Origin of the sequence: Streptantibioticus parmotrematis (assembly GCF_019890615.1) — a bacterium.
Classification (GTDB): Bacteria; Actinomycetota; Actinomycetes; order Streptomycetales; family Streptomycetaceae; genus Streptantibioticus_D; species Streptantibioticus_D parmotrematis.
The window spans coordinates 378,620-393,739 of record NZ_JAINVZ010000003.1 but is presented as its reverse complement, the minus strand read 5'-3'; the positions used below and the strand labels follow the sequence as shown (position 1 = coordinate 393,739).

Below are 15,120 nucleotides of genomic sequence, written 5' to 3'. Positions count from 1 at the left end.
GCCCCTTCGTCGTACCGAATTGCAGAGACTCCTCTGCAAACGACTCTATGCAGAGGAGTCTCTGCAACCTACGATGGCGCCATGCCGGAAACCCCCTCGGGCGCCGGAAAGCCCGCGCCCTCCGCCAGGAAGCCCACCCGCCGCCTCGACGCCCGCAGCCTGCGGGCGCTGGCGCACCCGTTGCGGCTGCGCATCCTCGAACTGCTGGGCCTGGACGGGCCCGCCACCGCCACCGGACTCGCCAAGCGCCTCGGCGAGAACACCGGCACCGTCAGCTGGCACCTGCGCCACCTCGCGGAACACCGCTTCATCGAGGAGGACACCGACCGCGGCACCAAGCGCGAGCGGTGGTGGAAGGCGGTGGACGAGGCGACCATGCTGCGTGCCACGGACTTCGCGGACGGCGACGCGGAGACCAAGGGGCAGCTGTCCCTCTACGTCCACGAGATCGTCCAGAGCATGTACAACCAGGTCGTCGCCTTCGTGGCCGAGGACTGGAACGAGGAGTGGCGCAACGCCAGCCTGATCAACCGCTACACCGACCTGCGCATGACGCCTGACCAACTCGCGTCGATGAACGCCGAGTTGGTCGAGCTGGTCGAGCGGCACCTGCCCGAGCCGGACGCCGAGCCCGAGCCCGGGGCGCTGCCGGTCGTCGCGCAGTGGCAGGCGTTCCCGCGCGCGGAACGGACCGCCGAGTGAGCGCCCGGCCTCCCGGCGGCGGACTGCTGCGCCGCAGCCGGGACTTCAGGCTGCTGTGGTGCGGCGAGACGACGGGGAAGTTCGGCGACGCGGTCGCCACGGTGGCGATGCCGCTGATCGCGGTCGGCACCCTGCACGCCTCCACCTTCAGGGTCAGCCTGCTCAGCGCGGCGATATGGCTGGCCTGGCTGCTGATCGGGCTGCCGGTCGGGGTGTGGGTGGACCGCTGGCGGCGCAGACCCGTGATGCTGGCCGCCGCCGCGGTCTCGACGGCGCTGTTCGCCGCCGTGCCGGTGGCGCGGTGGACCGGATGCCTCGACTACCCGGTGCTGCTGGGCGTGGCGCTGGCGACCGGGGCGGCCGCGGTCTTCTTCCAGACCGCGTACGCCGCCTACCTGCCCGGACTGGTGGCGCCCGAGGACCGGGCCGAGGGCAACGCCAAGCTGAACGGCAGCGCCTCGGCCGCGCAGATCGCGGGGACCGGCGCGGGTGGTCTGATCGCCCAGGTCGCGGGGGCCGTGGGCGGCATGCTGGCCAACTCGGCGACGTTCGCGGTGAGTCTGGTCTGCCTCACCGCCATCCGGCACCGCGAGCCGCGCGCCGACCGCGCGGTGGCGCGGCGGGCGCGCGGCGGGATGGCGAAGGAGATCGCCGAGGGGCTGCGGGTGCTGGCGGCCGATCCCTGGTTGCGCACCGGCACACTGTTCGGCGCGGTGGCCAACCTGGTGCTCACCGCCTCCAACTCCATCGACGTGGTCTTCCTGGTCCGCGTCGTGGGATTGTCGCCCGGCACCGTCGGACTGCTCTTCGCCGCAGGCGGCACCGGGGGTGTGGCCGGCGCGTTGATCGCCCGCCGGATCAGTGAACGCATCGGCACCGCACGGGCGTTCACGCTGATGAGCACCGTGCTGCTCGCCTTCGACCTGCTGATACCGCTCACCGCCCGGGGCGCCGGAACCGCGTTCTTCGTGGTGGGCGCCTTCTGCCTGGAGACCGGCGTGGTCGCGGGCAACGTCATCTGGGCGACGTTCCGCCAGCACCGCTGCCCGCCCGAGCTGTACGGCCGCCTGATCGCGGGCAGTTCGTTCGTCAACTACGGCCTGATGCCGCTCGGCGCGGTACTCGGCGGCACGCTCGCCACCGTCCTCGGTCTGCGCGCCACGATGTGGGTGGCGGCGGCGATCCTGCCCCTGGCGGGCCTGGCGCTGCTGCTCACCCCCGTGGGCCGGGCCCGCGACCTGCCGACGGATCCCATCGCCCTGCCGACGGCCGATGGCACCCGCCCGACGACTCCGGCGGCCTCGGCCGCGTAGGGGAGCGGCGAGTGGTGCGGGCCCCTCGGATGATGAGGGGCCCGCACCACTCGCGTCCGAACGAGCGCGGTCAGCTGTACTTGCGCAGCTCCCGCCGCGCCAGCGAGCGCTTGTGGACCTCGTCCGGGCCGTCCGCGAGACGCAACGTCCGCACCCCCGCCCACAGTTCGGCCAGCGGCGTGTCCTGGCTGACGCCCGCCGCGCCGTGGACCTGGATGGCGCGGTCCAGGATGCGCTGGACCGCCGCCGGGGTGGCGATCTTGATGGCCTGGATCTCGGTGTGGGCACCGCGGTTGCCCACGGTGTCCATCAGCCACGCGGTCTTGAGCACCAGCAGCCGCAACTGCTCGATCTCCACCCGCGCCTCCGCGATCCACTCGCGCACCACGCCCTGCGCCGCCAGCGGCTTGCCGAACGCGGTGCGCGCCACCGCACGGCGGCACATCAGCTCCACGGCCCGTTCCGCCATGCCGATCAGCCGCATGCAGTGGTGGATGCGGCCCGGCCCGAGGCGGGCCTGCGCGATGGCGAAGCCGCCGCCCTCCTCGCCGATCAGGTGGTCCACCGGTACCCGCACGTCGTCGAAGAGCACCTCGGCGTGGCCGCCGTGGTCCCCGTCGTCGTAGCCGAACACCCGCATGCCGCGCCGCACTTCGAGGCCGGGGGTGTCGCGCGGGACCAGCACCATGCTCTGCTGGCGGTGCCGCTCGGCCCCGGGGTCGGTCTTGCCCATCACGATGAAGATCGCGCAGTGGGGGTTCATCGCCCCGGAGATGTACCACTTGCGGCCGTTGATGACGTACTCGTCGCCGACGCGCTGGATGCGGGTCTCGATGTTGGTCGCGTCGGAGGAGGCCACGTCCGGTTCGGTCATCGCGAACGCCGAGCGGATCTCGCCGTCCAGCAGCGGCCGCAGCCACCGCTCGCGCTGCGCGTCGCTGCCGAACTCGTTCAGCACCTCCATGTTGCCGGTGTCCGGCGCGGCGCAGTTGAGCGCGGGCGGGGCGAGGTGCGGGCTGCGCCCGGTGATCTCGGCGAGCGGCGCGTACTGGAGGTTGGTCAGGCCCGCGCCGTTCCCGCCGGGCAGGAACAGGTTCCACAGGCCGCGCTTCCTCGCCTGCGCCTTCAGCTCCTCGACCACCGGCGGCGGCGACCACGGGTCCCGCGCGGTGGCCCGCTGCTCGGCGAAGACCGGTTCCGCCGGGTAGACGAACTCGTCCATGAACGCCAGCAGTTCGCCGCGCAGCTCCTCGGTGCGGGCGTCGTATCCGAACTCCATGCGGAATCAGCCTTCCTGAAGGGTCGTCAGGCCCTGCTCGATCAGACGCGGGACGAGCGAGCCGATGCGGTCGAAGCCCGTGCCCACGGTCTGCCCGAGCGTGTAGCGGTAGTGGATGCCCTCGGCGATCACCGCGAGCTTGAAGTCGGCGAACGCGGTGTACCAGGCGATGGAGGAGACGTCCCGCCCCGAGCCCTGCGCGTAGCGCGCGGTCAGCTCGTCGGTGGAGGGGTATCCGGGCGCGCCGCCGAGCGCGGCCACCGGCGAGTCCGGGTCCTGCTGCCCGGAGTACATCAGCAGCAGACCCAGATCGGTCAGCGGATCGCCGAGGGTGGACATCTCCCAGTCCAGTACGGCGGTGATCGCGTCGCCGTCGCCGACGAGCACGTTGTCCAGCTTGTAGTCGCCGTGCACCACCGCGGCCGGGCCCGAGGCGGGCAGGGCGGCGCCGAGCCGTTCGTGCAGCTCGTCGATGCCGGGCAGGTCGCGGCTGCGCGAGGCGGCGAGCTGCTTGCCCCAGCGCCGCACCTGCCGCTCCAGGAACCCGTCGGGCCGTCCGAAGTCGCCGAGCCCGGCCGCCTCCGGGTCAACCGAGTGCAGCGCCACCAGCGTGTCGACCAGTTCGAGGACGATGCGCCGGGTGCGGTCCTCGCCGAGCCGGGCCAGCTGTGCGGCCGTGCGGTACGGCACGCCGTCGACGTGCTCCATCACGTAGAACGGCGCGCCCAGCACCGCGTCGTCCTCGCACAGCAGCAGCGGCTCCGGCACCGGTACGGCGGTCGGGTGCAGCGCGCGCAGGACGGTGAACTCCCGCCGCATGTCGTGGGCGGTGGCCAGCACGTGGCCCAGCGGCGGGCGCCGCACCACCCAGCGCGAGGCGCCGTCGGTGACCGCGTACGTCAGATTGGACTTGCCGCCCTCGATCAGTCGTCCGGTCAGCGGCGCGGCGGCGAGGCCGGGGCGCTCCGCGTCCAGGTGCGTCCGCAGCCGGCCGAGATCGAGGCCGGGCGGCCCGGTGCCCGCGTCGGTATCGGCGGCGTCGGCGGCGTCGGCGGATGCGGGGTGGTCGGTCGTCACGGGCGGCTCCTCAACCGTCGGGCGCGTCGTCGCGGAAGTCCTCGCGGGACGTCGGGGAAGTCCCCGGAGTCCCGGAAGCCATCATGCCGACCAGTCGGTATGCCGTCCAGTGGGAGATCCGTCACGGCGGGCGGGTTCGGCGTCCCGGGGCCGTCCGCTACGTTCTGTCCGGCGGTCATCAAGATCGCCGGGCCCAGGGAGGGAAAGACGCGATGAATCGTTTCGAGGGACGCAGGGCACTGGTCACGGGGGCCGGCTCCGGCATCGGGCGGGCGACCGCGCTGCGGCTGCTCCAGGAGGGCGCCGCGGTCGTCGCCGCCGACATCAGCGAGGCGGGCCTGAAGGAGACCGTGGCCCGTGCGTCCGGCGGCGGCTCGCTGAGCACCGCGGTCCTGGACATCTCTGACGAGGCGGCGGTGGGCCGCGTGGTCGAAGAGGCGGTCTCCGGGCTCGGCGGGCTGGACGTCCTGGTCAACGCGGCCGGAATCCTGCGCAGTTCGCACACGCACGCCACGACGCTGGAGCTGTGGAACACGATCATCGGCGTCAACCTCACCGGCACCTTCCTGGTCACCCGCTCCGCCCTGCCCGCGCTTCTGGGGACCGGACGCGGCGTCGTCGTCAACTTCAGCTCCACGTCCGCGAGTTTCGCCCACCCCTACATGGCGGCGTACGCGGCGAGCAAGGGCGGCATCCAGTCCTTCACCCACGCCCTCGCCCTGGAGTACAGCAAGCAGGGGCTGCGCGCGGTCTGCGTCGCCCCCGGCAGCATCCAGTCGGGCATGACCTCCGACCCCGGCCTGCCGCAGGACACCGACTGGTCGCTGCTGGCCAAGCTGGCCCCCGCGATCGGCGAGGGCTTCGCGCCGCCGGAGACGGTGGCGGGCGTGGTCGCGATGCTGGCCAGCGACGACGGCGCGTTCGTCACCGGCACCGAGATCCGCGTCGACGGCGGCACCCACATGTGACCCGCGCATGTGGCCCGTCCTTGACGCCCTTTCGCGATCGCGCCTAGGGTCCCGTTCTGATAGGCGTACGCGGTTCATATTCGTGAACGCCAAGGTTTGTGAACGCCAACGTTCGTGAACATCACGAGGGGCGGCGCGGCGCATGGGCAGCGGCATCGCGGACGGCGCGGAGAGCGGAGTGATCGGGAGTGATCGGGTGATACCCCAGGCGAACCTGACGGTCGAGGCGGTGCGGCTCACCCCGGTCCTGATCGCCGACCCCCCGCTGCTCAACACCCAGGGCGTCCACCAGCCGTACACCCCGCGCCTCGTCGTCGAAGTGGTGACCGAGGCCGGGGTGACCGGCGTCGGCGAGACCTACGGCGACACCGCCTACCTGCGCCTGGCCGAACCGCTCGCCGAGGCCCTGCGCGGCCGGCGGATCAACGAGCTGAACGCGCTGGAGACGCTGGCGGAGGCCGTCTGCGGCGACCCCTCCTCCGTCAGCGACCGCGTCGACGCCTCCGGCCTGCGCGGCGTGCGCACCGCCGACAAGCTCAGGCTCTCGGTCGTCTCCGCCTTCGAGGTGGCCTGCCTGGACGCGCTCGGCAAGACCTGCGGCCTGCCCGTGCACGCGCTGCTCGGCGGCAAGGTGCGCGAGAGCGTGGAGTACAGCGCGTACCTCTTCTACCGCTGGGCGAAGCACCCGGTGGACGGCGCGCCGGTCGACGACTGGGGCGCGGCACTCGACCCGGAGGGCGTCGTCGCGCAGGCCCGGCGGTTCGCCCGCGACCACGGGTTCACCTCGTTCAAGCTCAAGGGCGGCGTCTTCCCGCCGGATCAGGAGATCGCCGCGATCCAGGCGCTCGCCGAGGCGTTCCCCGGGCGGCCGCTGCGGCTCGACCCCAACGGCGCCTGGTCGGTGGAGACCTCCCACGAGGTGGCCCGCGCGCTCGACGGCGTGCTGGAGTACCTGGAGGACCCGACGACCGGCACGCCCGGCATGGCCCGGGTCGCCTCCGCCACCCCGCTGCCGCTGGCCACCAACATGTGCGTGACGACCTTCCCGGAGATCGAGGAGGCGTTCACCACCGGGGCGGTGCGGATCGTGCTGTGCGACCACCACTACTGGGGCGGCCTGCGCAACACCCGCCGCCTCGCGGGGATCTGCGACGCGTTCGGTGTCGGCCTGTCGATGCACTCCAACACCCACCTGGGCATCAGCCTCGCCGCGATGACCCACGTCGCGGCGACCCTGCCGCACCTCGACCACGCCTGCGACACCCACTACCCGTGGCTGACCGAGGACGTCGTCACCGAACGCCCGGTCTTCACCGGCGGCCACCTCACCGTCTCCGACGCCCCCGGGCTCGGGGTCGAGCTGGACCGCGAGGCGCTGCGCGCGCTGCACGAACGCTGGCTCGCCGACGACGGCACGCTGCGCGACCGCGACGACGCGGCGGCGATGCGAGTGGCGGACCCGACGTGGACCACGCCCGCCGTGCCGCGCTGGTAGCGGCGAGCAGCGAGGGGGCGAGGGCCGATGACCGGCCCCCGCCCCCTCGCTACACCACCAGCGACAGCGCCAGCACGAGCGCCAGGGCCACCACCGACACCAGCGACTCCATCACCGACCAGGACTTGAGCGTCTGCGGCACGTCCATCCCGAAGTACTCCTTGACCAGCCAGAAGCCCGCGTCGTTGACGTGCGAGAAGAACAGCGAGCCCGCGCCGACCGCCAGCACCAGCAACGCCGTGTGCGTGCTCGACATGTGGGCGGCCAGCGGCGCCACGAGACCGGCGGCCGAGATCGTGGCGACCGTCGCCGAGCCGGTCGCCACCCGGATCAGCACCGCGATCAGCCAGGCCAGCAGCAGCGCGGGTATGTGCCAGTGCCGCGAGGTGTCCAGGATCATCTGCCCGACCCCGGCGTCCACCAGGACCTGCTTGAAGCCGCCGCCCGCGCCCACGATCAGCACGATCCCGGCGATCGGCCCCAGCGAGGCGTCCACGATGCCGGAGACGCGCTCCTTGCCGAAGCCCGCCGCGCGGCCCAGCGTGAACATCGCGACGAAGACGGCGATCAGCAGCGCGACCAGCGGCGTGCCCAGCACGTCGAAGACCCGGTAGAGCACGCTCGCCTGATCCTTGACCAGCACGTCCACCAGCGCCTTGGCCAGCATCAGCACGACCGGCAGCAGCATCGTGCACACCGTGGGCACGAATCCCGGCCGCCGCTCCAGCCCTTCCGAGGCCCGCGCGGGCGTCATCCGCTCCGGAGGCTCGGCCTTCACCCAGTGGTCCGCGACTCGTCCGAACAGCGGCCCCGCCACGATCACCGACGGGATCGCCACCAGCACGCCGAACGCGAGCGTCGTGCCGAGGTCGGCGTGGATCGCGGAGACCGCGGCGAGCGGCCCGGGGTGCGGCGGCACCAGGCCGTGCATCACCGAAAGACCGGCCAGCGCGGGCATGCCGACCCGCATCAGCGACTGGTTGCCGCGCCGCGCCACCAGCAGCACCACCGGGACCAGCAGCACGATGCCGATCTCGAAGAACAGCGGCAGTCCGACCAGCGCGGCGATCAGCGTCATCGCCCACGGCAGCCGCCGCTCGCCGGTGCGTTCCAGGATGGTGTCCACGATGACGTCGGCGCCGCCCGAGTCCGCGAGCAGCTTGCCCAGGATCGCGCCGAGCGCCACCAGCGTGCCGACGCTCGCCACCGTGGCGCCGAGGCCGGTGCTGTAGCTGGTCACCGTCGCGGCCAGCGGCGCCCCGGCGACCAGCCCCAGCACGCCGGAGCCGATGGTCAGGGCGAGGAAAGCGTGCACCTTCCAGCGGGTGATCAACGCGACGATCACCGCGATGCCGGCCAGCGCGGCGATCGCGAGACGGGCGTCACCGGCGTGGGTGATCGGGGGCGGCGCCGCGGTCGCGGCCAGCAGCTCGGCGCTGAGTGCGGGCATGACGGAACTCCGTTACGTACGAAGGAAGTCGGGGAAGGTGGCGCGGGGTGTTCAGGTCGCTCGGGATGACCGTGGCGGGGTGACCGGTGGCGCGGGCTCCTCGGTGGGGCGGTGCCCGCGAAAGCGGGGCGGCCGCCGCGAGTCAGTGGGGCAGTGCCGCGAGCGCTCGGGCGGTGATGCGTTCGGGGCCGCCGTCGACGGTGACGACCGCGCCCGCCTCGTCGGCGTCCAGCGGTTCCAGGGCGTCGAACTGCGAGTCCAGCAGTCCGGACGGCATGAAGTGCCCGAGCCGGGCCGCGAGCCGGGCGGCGATCAGCGCCCGTGGCCCGTCGAGGTGAAGGAAGAACAGGCCCGGTGCCGCCTCGCGCAGCCGGTCGCGGTAGCGCCGCCTGAGCGCCGAGCAGCTGACCACGCCGCCGCCGAGCCCGTCGCGTTCGGCGATCCAGGCGGCGATGGCGTCCAGCCAGGGCGCCCGGTCCGCGTCGTCCAGGGCGTGACCGGCGGACATCTTGGCGATGTTGGCGGGCGGGTGGAAGTCGTCCGCCTCGGCGTAGGGCACGCCGAGGCGCTCGGCCAGCAGCCCTCCCACCGTCGACTTGCCGGAGCCCGAGACTCCCATCACCACGATCACCGGCGACACCGGTACCTCCTTGGCCTGTCGGGTGGCCGGATCCGCACGGTCCGGAAGGGCCGCCGTTCAATAAACGCCATAGGTACTACTTATTCAAGAGGCTGTGACGTAAAAGTCATACGAGTGTGCGTGAGGGTGCCGCATAGGCTGTCCTCCATGTCTCAGCATCCGGAACCCGGCGTGGGAACCGACGCCGGCGGCCTGCACGCCCGGGTCCTCGCCAAGCTCGGCCCCGCGATCGCCTCCGGCGCGCACCCGCCCGGCACCGTGCTGCGACTGGACGAACTGGAACGGCGCTACGGCGTCTCGCGGACTGTCGCCCGCGAGGCGGTGCGCGTGCTGGAGGCCATGCACCTGGTGCAGACCCGGCGCAGGGTCGGCATCACGGTCCGCCCCGCCGAGGAGTGGAACGTCTTCGACCCCGCCGTGATCCGCTGGCGGCTCGCCGGATCCGACCGGCCGAGGCAACTGCGGTCGCTGACCATGCTGCGCACCGCCGTCGAACCGGTCGCCGCGGGCCTGGCCGCGCGCTCCGCCACCCCGGAGCAGTGCCGCAGACTGACCGTGCTGGCGGGCGAGATGGCGGCGGCGGGGCGCGCCGGTGACCTGCGCGAGTACCTCGTGCACGACGTCGCCTTCCACCGCGAGGTGCTCGACGGCTCGGGCAACGAGATGTTCGCCCGCCTCGGGGACGTGGTCGCCGAGGTGCTCACCGGCCGCACCGAGCACCACGTCATGTTCAGCACCCCCGACCCCGAGGCGGTCACGCTGCACGTGCGGGTCGCGGAGGCGGTGCGGGCGCGGGACGCGGGGGAGGCGGAGCGGCTGATGCGGGAGATCTGCGTGGGAGCACTGCGGGAGCTGGACATCCTGGCGCCCTGAGCGGCCCGATGGGCGGTACCCCGGGGGTGCCCGTGAGGCGCTGTTGCGGGTAATGTGCAATAGCGAACCACCTGTGACCGCGCACGTCCCCGAGGAGCCCCGCACCGTGACCGCCACCCAAGCCCCGCCGGTGACGTCGCTCCACCGGATACGCCACTCGCTGACGCGCCCCGAGTGGGCCCGGCTCGGCGGCATGGCCGGCTTCATCGTGCTGCTGCACGTCGTCGGCTTCGGCATCCTCGCGCTGGTCGTCCCCGACCACTACCGGCTCGGCACCGGCGCGTTCGGCATCGGCACCGGCCTGACCGCGTACACCCTGGGCATGCGGCACGCCTTCGACGCCGACCACATCGCCGCCATCGACAACACCACCCGCAAGCTGATGAGCGACGGCAAGCGGCCGCTGTCCGTGGGCTTCTGGTTCTCCCTGGGCCACTCCACGATCGTCTTCGGCCTGACCTTCCTGCTGGCCCTCGGCGTCCGCGCGGTCGGCACCGGGCTGTCGAACGACAACTCGCGCATGCACCAGGTCGGCGGCCTCATCGGCACCCTGGTCTCCGGCGCGTTCCTGGTCCTGATCGCCGCCATCAACCTGGCCGTCCTGCTCGGCCTGGTGAAGGTGTTCCGTGCCATGCGCGCGGGCGAGTACGACGAGGCGGCGCTCGAGGAACAGCTCGACAAGCGCGGCCTGATGAACCGCGTGTTGGGCCGTGCCACCCGCGCGGTGCGCAAGCCGTGGCAGATGTACCCGGTCGGCGTGCTGTTCGGCCTGGGCTTCGACACCGTCACCGAGGTCAGCCTGCTGGTCATGGCCGCGGGCTCGGTCGCCTCCGGGCTGCCCTGGTACGCGATCATCTGCCTGCCGGTGCTGTTCGCCGCGGGCATGTCGCTGCTGGACACCATCGACGGCTCGTTCATGAACTTCGCCTACGGCTGGGCGTTCTCCAAGCCGGTCCGCAAGGTCTACTACAACCTGACCATCACCGGCCTGTCGATCGCCGTCGCGCTGATCATCGGCGGTATCGAGCTGCTGTCCATCGTCGGCGACAAGCTCTCGCTCACCGGCCCGTTCTGGGACTGGATCGCCTCGGTCGACCTCAACACCATCGGCTTCTGGATCGTCGGGCTGTTCGTCGCCACGTGGGCCGTGGCGCTCGCGGTGTGGAAGTTCGGCCGCATCGAGGAGAAGTGGGACGCGAACGTCCCGGCGGCCCGCGAGCCCGCGGCCTGAGCCCGACCGCGGCCTGAGCCCGACCGCTGCCCGCGCGTGATCGCGGCGGCCTGTTCGCGGCGCGGGCCTGAAGCGGACGGCGTTCGCGGCGGGCCCGGAGCGGGACCGCTCAGCCGGTCCCGCCGCGGGCCTCCCGCAGTCGGTGGTAGGCCGCGAGTCCGTCCGGCACCCACTCCCACTCGGGCAGCCGCGCCGCCAGCTCCTCGTCGGTGAGGAAGGTGTGCCACGCGACCTCCTCCGCCTGCGGATCCACCGGCCGCGCGCAGGTGACCTCGTAGACCCGCGACCACCAGGTGTGCTCCGGCGTCTCGTACAGGAACGACAGCACCGGCACCGGCTGCGGCAGCCCGCCCACCCCCAGCTCCTCCTGGGCCTCGCGCAGCGCCGCCTCGTCGTACCCCTCGCCCGCGCCGACGACACCGCCGACGAACATGTCGTAACGAGAGGGGAAGACCAGCTTTTCCGCCGTACGCCGGTGCACGAAGATCCGGCCCTCGGCATCCCGCGCCAGCACGAAGACGCACCGGTGCCGCAGCCGCCGGGCGTACGCCTCGCCGCGCCGGGCCTGCCCGACCACCCGGTCGTGCTCGTCCACGATGTCCAGCAGCTCGTCCGCCGAGCGCCCTTCCTCCGCCGCACCGCTCTCGTCAGCCATGACGCCATGAAAGCAGACGGTTCCGACAACGCCGCCGCATAGGATCCCGGGGTGGAACTGCGCCAGTTGGAGTACTTCACCGCCGTCGCCGAGGAGATGCACTTCGGCCGTGCCGCGGAACGCCTGCACATCGGGCAGCCCGCCGTCAGCCAGCTGATCCGGCGGCTGGAACGGGAGCTGGGCGTCGAGCTGTTCGACCGCTCGCCCCGGCACGTGCGCCTCACCCCCGCGGGCGCCAGTCTGCTGCCGCAGGCGCGGGCCGTGCTGGCCGCCGCCGACCGCGCCCGGGCGGCCGTCGCGGAACACCTCGCCGAGCGCGCCGCCACCCTGCGCGTCGGCACCAGCAACGGCATGGGCGGCCACCTCGACGCGGTTCTCGACGCCTTCGCCGCCCTCGCCCCCGACACCGCCGTCGAGTTGGCCTACGTGCCGACCGCCGAGCGCCTCGCGCAGGTCGCCGACGGGCGGTTGGACGCCGCGTTCGTCCGCGGTGAACAGGAGGAGAGCGACGGCGTGCGGGTGGTCCCGGTCTGGCAGGAACCGCTGGTCGCCGTGGTGCCCGCGAGTCATCCGCTGGCCGCCCGCGGCGAGCTGCCGATCGCCGAACTCGCGCCGCTGCCGCTGCGGTTGACCGCCCGCCGCAACAACCCGCCGCTGGTCGACCTGGTCGTCGCCGCCTGCCGGGACGCCGGCTTCGAGCCCATACCCGGGCCGTCCACCGCGAGCCTCCAGGACACGCTGGCAGCGATCGGGTCGGGCACGGCGATGTGGACGGTGGTCTACGCGGCGCACGCCGAGCGGATGGTGGCGCCCAAGGTGGCGTTCGTGCCGTTCGCCGCGCCGGGGCCGACCATCACGACCGGGCTGGTGCTGCACCGCACCCGGCCGCCGCGCCGCACCCGGCAGTTGCTGGAGGCGTGCGGGAGGGCGCGGGACGAGGCCGGGGCCGGCGATCACACGCGCTGATCGCTGCGTTCGCCGGATGCGTCTTGGTGGCGGGGACGCGACACGGTGGACTGGGGTCGTGCCGGTGAGCGGCCCGGAACCACCGGGCGCCGCCGGGAGACCCGAGGGAGCACACCATGCCGAACGTGACCATCCAGCAGGGCCCGCGCGACGTCGAGGCCAAGCGCGACCTGGTCCGCAGGATCACCGACGCCTTCGTGGACGCCTACCAGATCCCGGCCGACACCGTCTTCGTCTGGTTCCAGGACACCCCGGCCGACAGCTGGGGCGTCGGCGGCGTGCTGCGCGCCGACAAGTGAACGGCGTGCTGAGCCCTCACGCGTGGCCGAGCCCTCACGCGTGAAGGGCGGGGCGCGCGGGACGCTCCACGGGGGAGACCGTCCCGCACGCCGCCGCCGGGGTCACAGGGGTGGGGGGACTCGCGCGGTCAGCCGCTCAGCAGCTGAAGTCGACCGCGTCGAACGACTCGTAGTGGTCGGAGGTGTAGTAGTCGGTGCCGTCCTCGCCGGTCACGATGCGACGGGTGCCGCGGTTGCCCGCGCCGGGCGTCGTCACCGTGTACTCGTGGTAGTAGCCGCTCGGCTCCGACGGCAGGACGCTCTGGTCGTTGCGGAAGACCTCGCCGTCCTCCGGGTACGGGAACGGGCCTCCGTCCGCGATGAGTTGGAGGGTGTCGTCGGCCTGGCTGGGCAGGGTGGACTCGCAGACGGAGCCGACGTCGGCGGGCCGTACGACGACGACGGTACGGGCGGGTGCGACGTGAGCGGTCGCGGCGTCGGCCGGGGTCGCCAGGAGCGAGGCGGGGCCGAGCAGCAGCGTTCCGGCGACGAGCAGCGCGGAACCGTGGGGGGAGCGCAACGCGCGTAGAGGCATTCGCATGCCGTTAGTTTGACCAGCGTCCCGCCCGCGGCAGAAGCATCTCGCGCGAGGGTTCACCCGACGTTCACCGCTCGGGACGTCAGGTGGCGGAGCTGTGCGGAACCAGTGCGTTCGCGCCACCCGGTGTTGACGCGCCGTCAACACGTCGATTGACGCGTGCCGAGCCGGCCGGCGGGGAGACTGGTCGGCACGGCGAGCGTGAGGAGCGGACACCATGACGGCACAACGCCTGGTCGTGATCGGGGCGGACGCGGCGGGCATGTCGGCCGCCTCGCAGGCGCGCCGCCGCAAGGGGCCGGACGAACTGGCCATCACCGCCTTCGAACGCGGCCACCACACCTCGTACTCCGCGTGCGGCATCCCGTACTGGATCGGGGGCGACGTCGACGGCCCCGACCGCCTGATCGCCCGCACCGCGAGCGAGCACCGCTCCCGCGGCATCGACCTTCGGCTGGGCATCGAGGCGGTCGAACTCGACCCGGACCGCGGGCGGGTGCGCACCCGGGACGCGGACGGCTCGTACGCCTGGACCCCCTACGACCACCTCGTCATCGCCACCGGGGCGGTCCCCGCGCGGCCCCGCATCCCCGGTATCGACGCGGACGGCGTCTTCGGCGTGCAGACCCTCGACGACGGCGAGGCGGTCCTCGACGGGCTCGCGCGGGACGGCGTGCGCAGCGCGGTCGTCGTCGGCGGCGGCTACATCGGTGTGGAGATGGCGGAGGCCATGCTGCGCCGTGGTCTGTCCGTGACCGTGGTCGACGCCGGTGATCAGCCGATGTCCACACTCGATCCCGACATGGGCGCGCTGGTGCGCGACGCGATGGAGGGCATGGGCATCGAGGTGGTCTCCGGCGCGCAGGTGCGCGAGGTGCTCACCGGAGGCGACGGGCGGGCGCGCGCGGTGGCCACGAAGGACGCCGAGTACCCGGCGGACATCGTCGTCCTGGGCATCGGCGTGCGGCCCGGCACCGAACTCGCCCGCGACGCGGGGCTGCCGCTGGGCGAGGCGGGCGGCCTGCTGACCGACCGCGCCCAACGAGTGCGCGGACACGGGGAGATCTGGGCGGGCGGCGACTGCGTCGAGGTCCTCAACGTGGTCTCCGGCTCCCTCCAGCACGTCGCGCTCGGCACCCACGCCAACAAGCACGGTCTGGTCATCGGCACCAACATCGGCGGCGGGTACGCCACGTTCCCCGGCGTCGTGGGCACCGCGGTCAGCAAGGTGTGCGACGTGGAGATCGCCCGCACCGGCCTGAAGGAGTCCCAGGCCCGCGCCGCCGGACTGCGCTACGTCACCGCGACCATCGAGTCGACCAGCCGCGCGGGCTACTACCCCGACGCCTCCCCGATGACGGTGAAGATGCTCGCCGAACTCGGCAGCGGGCGGCTGCTCGGCACCCAGATCGTCGGCCGCGAGGGCGCGGCGAAACGCGTGGACGTCGCGGCGGTGGCGCTGACGGCGGGCATGACGGTCGAGGCGATGACCTCGCTCGACCTCGGCTACGCGCCGCCGTTCTCACCCGTCTGGGACCCGGTGCTGGTCGCGGCCCGCAAGGCGGCGGCAGCGGTAGGGCAGCCGTGAGGGCCTG

Annotated in this window: 14 protein-coding genes and 1 pseudogene; 9 read left to right on the top strand and 6 right to left on the bottom strand. The window is 72.8% G+C overall.

Features of this window, described 5'->3' with window-relative positions; translation table 11 throughout:
* Positions 1-81 precede the first annotated feature (81 nt).
* Both K7472_RS06900 and K7472_RS06895 read left to right on the top strand, forming a co-directional pair.
* Complete coding sequence (locus K7472_RS06900) at positions 82-702, top strand: ArsR/SmtB family transcription factor (RefSeq protein WP_222975069.1); 621 nt, start codon at positions 82-84, stop codon at positions 700-702.
* Positions 699-2,015: an MFS transporter gene (locus K7472_RS06895; RefSeq protein ID WP_222975067.1), complete on the top strand. Its 1,317-nt coding sequence runs from the start codon at positions 699-701 to the stop codon at positions 2,013-2,015. Before K7472_RS06900 ends, K7472_RS06895 begins: the two co-directional genes overlap by 4 nt.
* 70 nt (positions 2,016-2,085) lie before the next feature.
* Here K7472_RS06895 and K7472_RS06890 read toward each other — a convergent pair whose 3' ends face one another.
* Together K7472_RS06890 and K7472_RS06885 are read right to left on the bottom strand one after the other, a co-directional pair.
* The gene (locus K7472_RS06890) at positions 2,086-3,294 is read right to left on the bottom strand and encodes an acyl-CoA dehydrogenase family protein (RefSeq protein WP_222975065.1); all 1,209 of its coding nucleotides are present in this window, start codon (positions 3,292-3,294) and stop codon (positions 2,086-2,088) included.
* Between the two features lie 6 nt (positions 3,295-3,300).
* On the bottom strand, positions 3,301-4,281 hold the full coding sequence (locus tag K7472_RS06885) for a phosphotransferase family protein (RefSeq protein WP_252395246.1): 981 nt from the start codon (positions 4,279-4,281) through the stop codon (positions 3,301-3,303).
* 302 nt (positions 4,282-4,583) lie between these two features.
* On the opposite strand from K7472_RS06885, the gene K7472_RS06880 reads away from it, so the two are divergent.
* A complete protein-coding gene (locus K7472_RS06880) occupies positions 4,584-5,339 on the top strand; it encodes an SDR family NAD(P)-dependent oxidoreductase (protein ID WP_222975061.1) in 756 nt (251 codons plus the stop codon).
* Between the two features lie 214 nt (positions 5,340-5,553).
* Complete coding sequence (locus K7472_RS06875) at positions 5,554-6,834, top strand: glucarate dehydratase family protein (RefSeq protein WP_252395245.1); 1,281 nt, start codon at positions 5,554-5,556, stop codon at positions 6,832-6,834.
* A 49-nt stretch (positions 6,835-6,883) separates the two neighbouring features.
* Here the strand turns inward: K7472_RS06875 and K7472_RS06870 are convergent, their stop codons facing one another.
* Together K7472_RS06870 and K7472_RS06865 are read right to left on the bottom strand one after the other, a co-directional pair.
* Positions 6,884-8,284, bottom strand: a complete 1,401-nt coding sequence (locus tag K7472_RS06870; protein ID WP_222975056.1) for a GntP family permease — start codon at positions 8,282-8,284, stop codon at positions 6,884-6,886.
* Between the two features lie 142 nt (positions 8,285-8,426).
* Complete coding sequence (locus K7472_RS06865) at positions 8,427-8,903, bottom strand: gluconokinase (RefSeq protein WP_222975273.1); 477 nt, start codon at positions 8,901-8,903, stop codon at positions 8,427-8,429.
* Between the two features lie 168 nt (positions 8,904-9,071).
* Here K7472_RS06865 and K7472_RS06860 point away from each other — a divergent pair, with 168 nt between their 5' ends.
* Together K7472_RS06860 and nicT are read left to right on the top strand one after the other, a co-directional pair.
* The gene (locus K7472_RS06860) at positions 9,072-9,797 is read left to right on the top strand and encodes a FadR/GntR family transcriptional regulator (protein WP_222975054.1); all 726 of its coding nucleotides are present in this window, start codon (positions 9,072-9,074) and stop codon (positions 9,795-9,797) included.
* Positions 9,798-9,903: 106 nt separating this feature from the next.
* Entirely contained in the window at positions 9,904-11,028 is a 1,125-nt protein-coding gene (gene nicT / locus K7472_RS06855) for a Nickel transporter NicT (protein ID WP_308013793.1), read from the top strand.
* Between the two features lie 109 nt (positions 11,029-11,137).
* Here nicT and K7472_RS06850 read toward each other — a convergent pair whose 3' ends face one another.
* Positions 11,138-11,683 (bottom strand): NUDIX domain-containing protein, encoded by a 546-nt coding sequence (locus K7472_RS06850; RefSeq protein WP_222975050.1) that lies wholly within the window; start codon positions 11,681-11,683, stop codon positions 11,138-11,140.
* A gap of 51 nt (positions 11,684-11,734) precedes the next feature.
* Here K7472_RS06850 and K7472_RS06845 point away from each other — a divergent pair, with 51 nt between their 5' ends.
* Together K7472_RS06845 and dmpI are read left to right on the top strand one after the other, a co-directional pair.
* Positions 11,735-12,649 carry a LysR family transcriptional regulator gene (locus tag K7472_RS06845; RefSeq protein WP_222975048.1) on the top strand — a complete coding sequence of 305 codons (915 nt, stop codon included), beginning with the start codon at positions 11,735-11,737 and terminating at the stop codon, positions 12,647-12,649.
* Between the two features lie 113 nt (positions 12,650-12,762).
* Positions 12,763-12,948: pseudogene (dmpI, locus tag K7472_RS06840) on the top strand (4-oxalocrotonate tautomerase DmpI); the annotation flags it as partial.
* A 136-nt stretch (positions 12,949-13,084) separates the two neighbouring features.
* Here dmpI and K7472_RS06835 read toward each other — a convergent pair.
* Positions 13,085-13,528 carry a guanyl-specific ribonuclease gene (locus K7472_RS06835; RefSeq protein WP_222975046.1) on the bottom strand — a complete coding sequence of 148 codons (444 nt, stop codon included), beginning with the start codon at positions 13,526-13,528 and terminating at the stop codon, positions 13,085-13,087.
* 214 nt (positions 13,529-13,742) lie between these two features.
* On the opposite strand from K7472_RS06835, the gene K7472_RS06830 reads away from it, so the two are divergent.
* Entirely contained in the window at positions 13,743-15,113 is a 1,371-nt protein-coding gene (locus K7472_RS06830; RefSeq protein WP_222975044.1) for an FAD-dependent oxidoreductase, read from the top strand.
* Positions 15,114-15,120 lie beyond the last annotated feature (7 nt).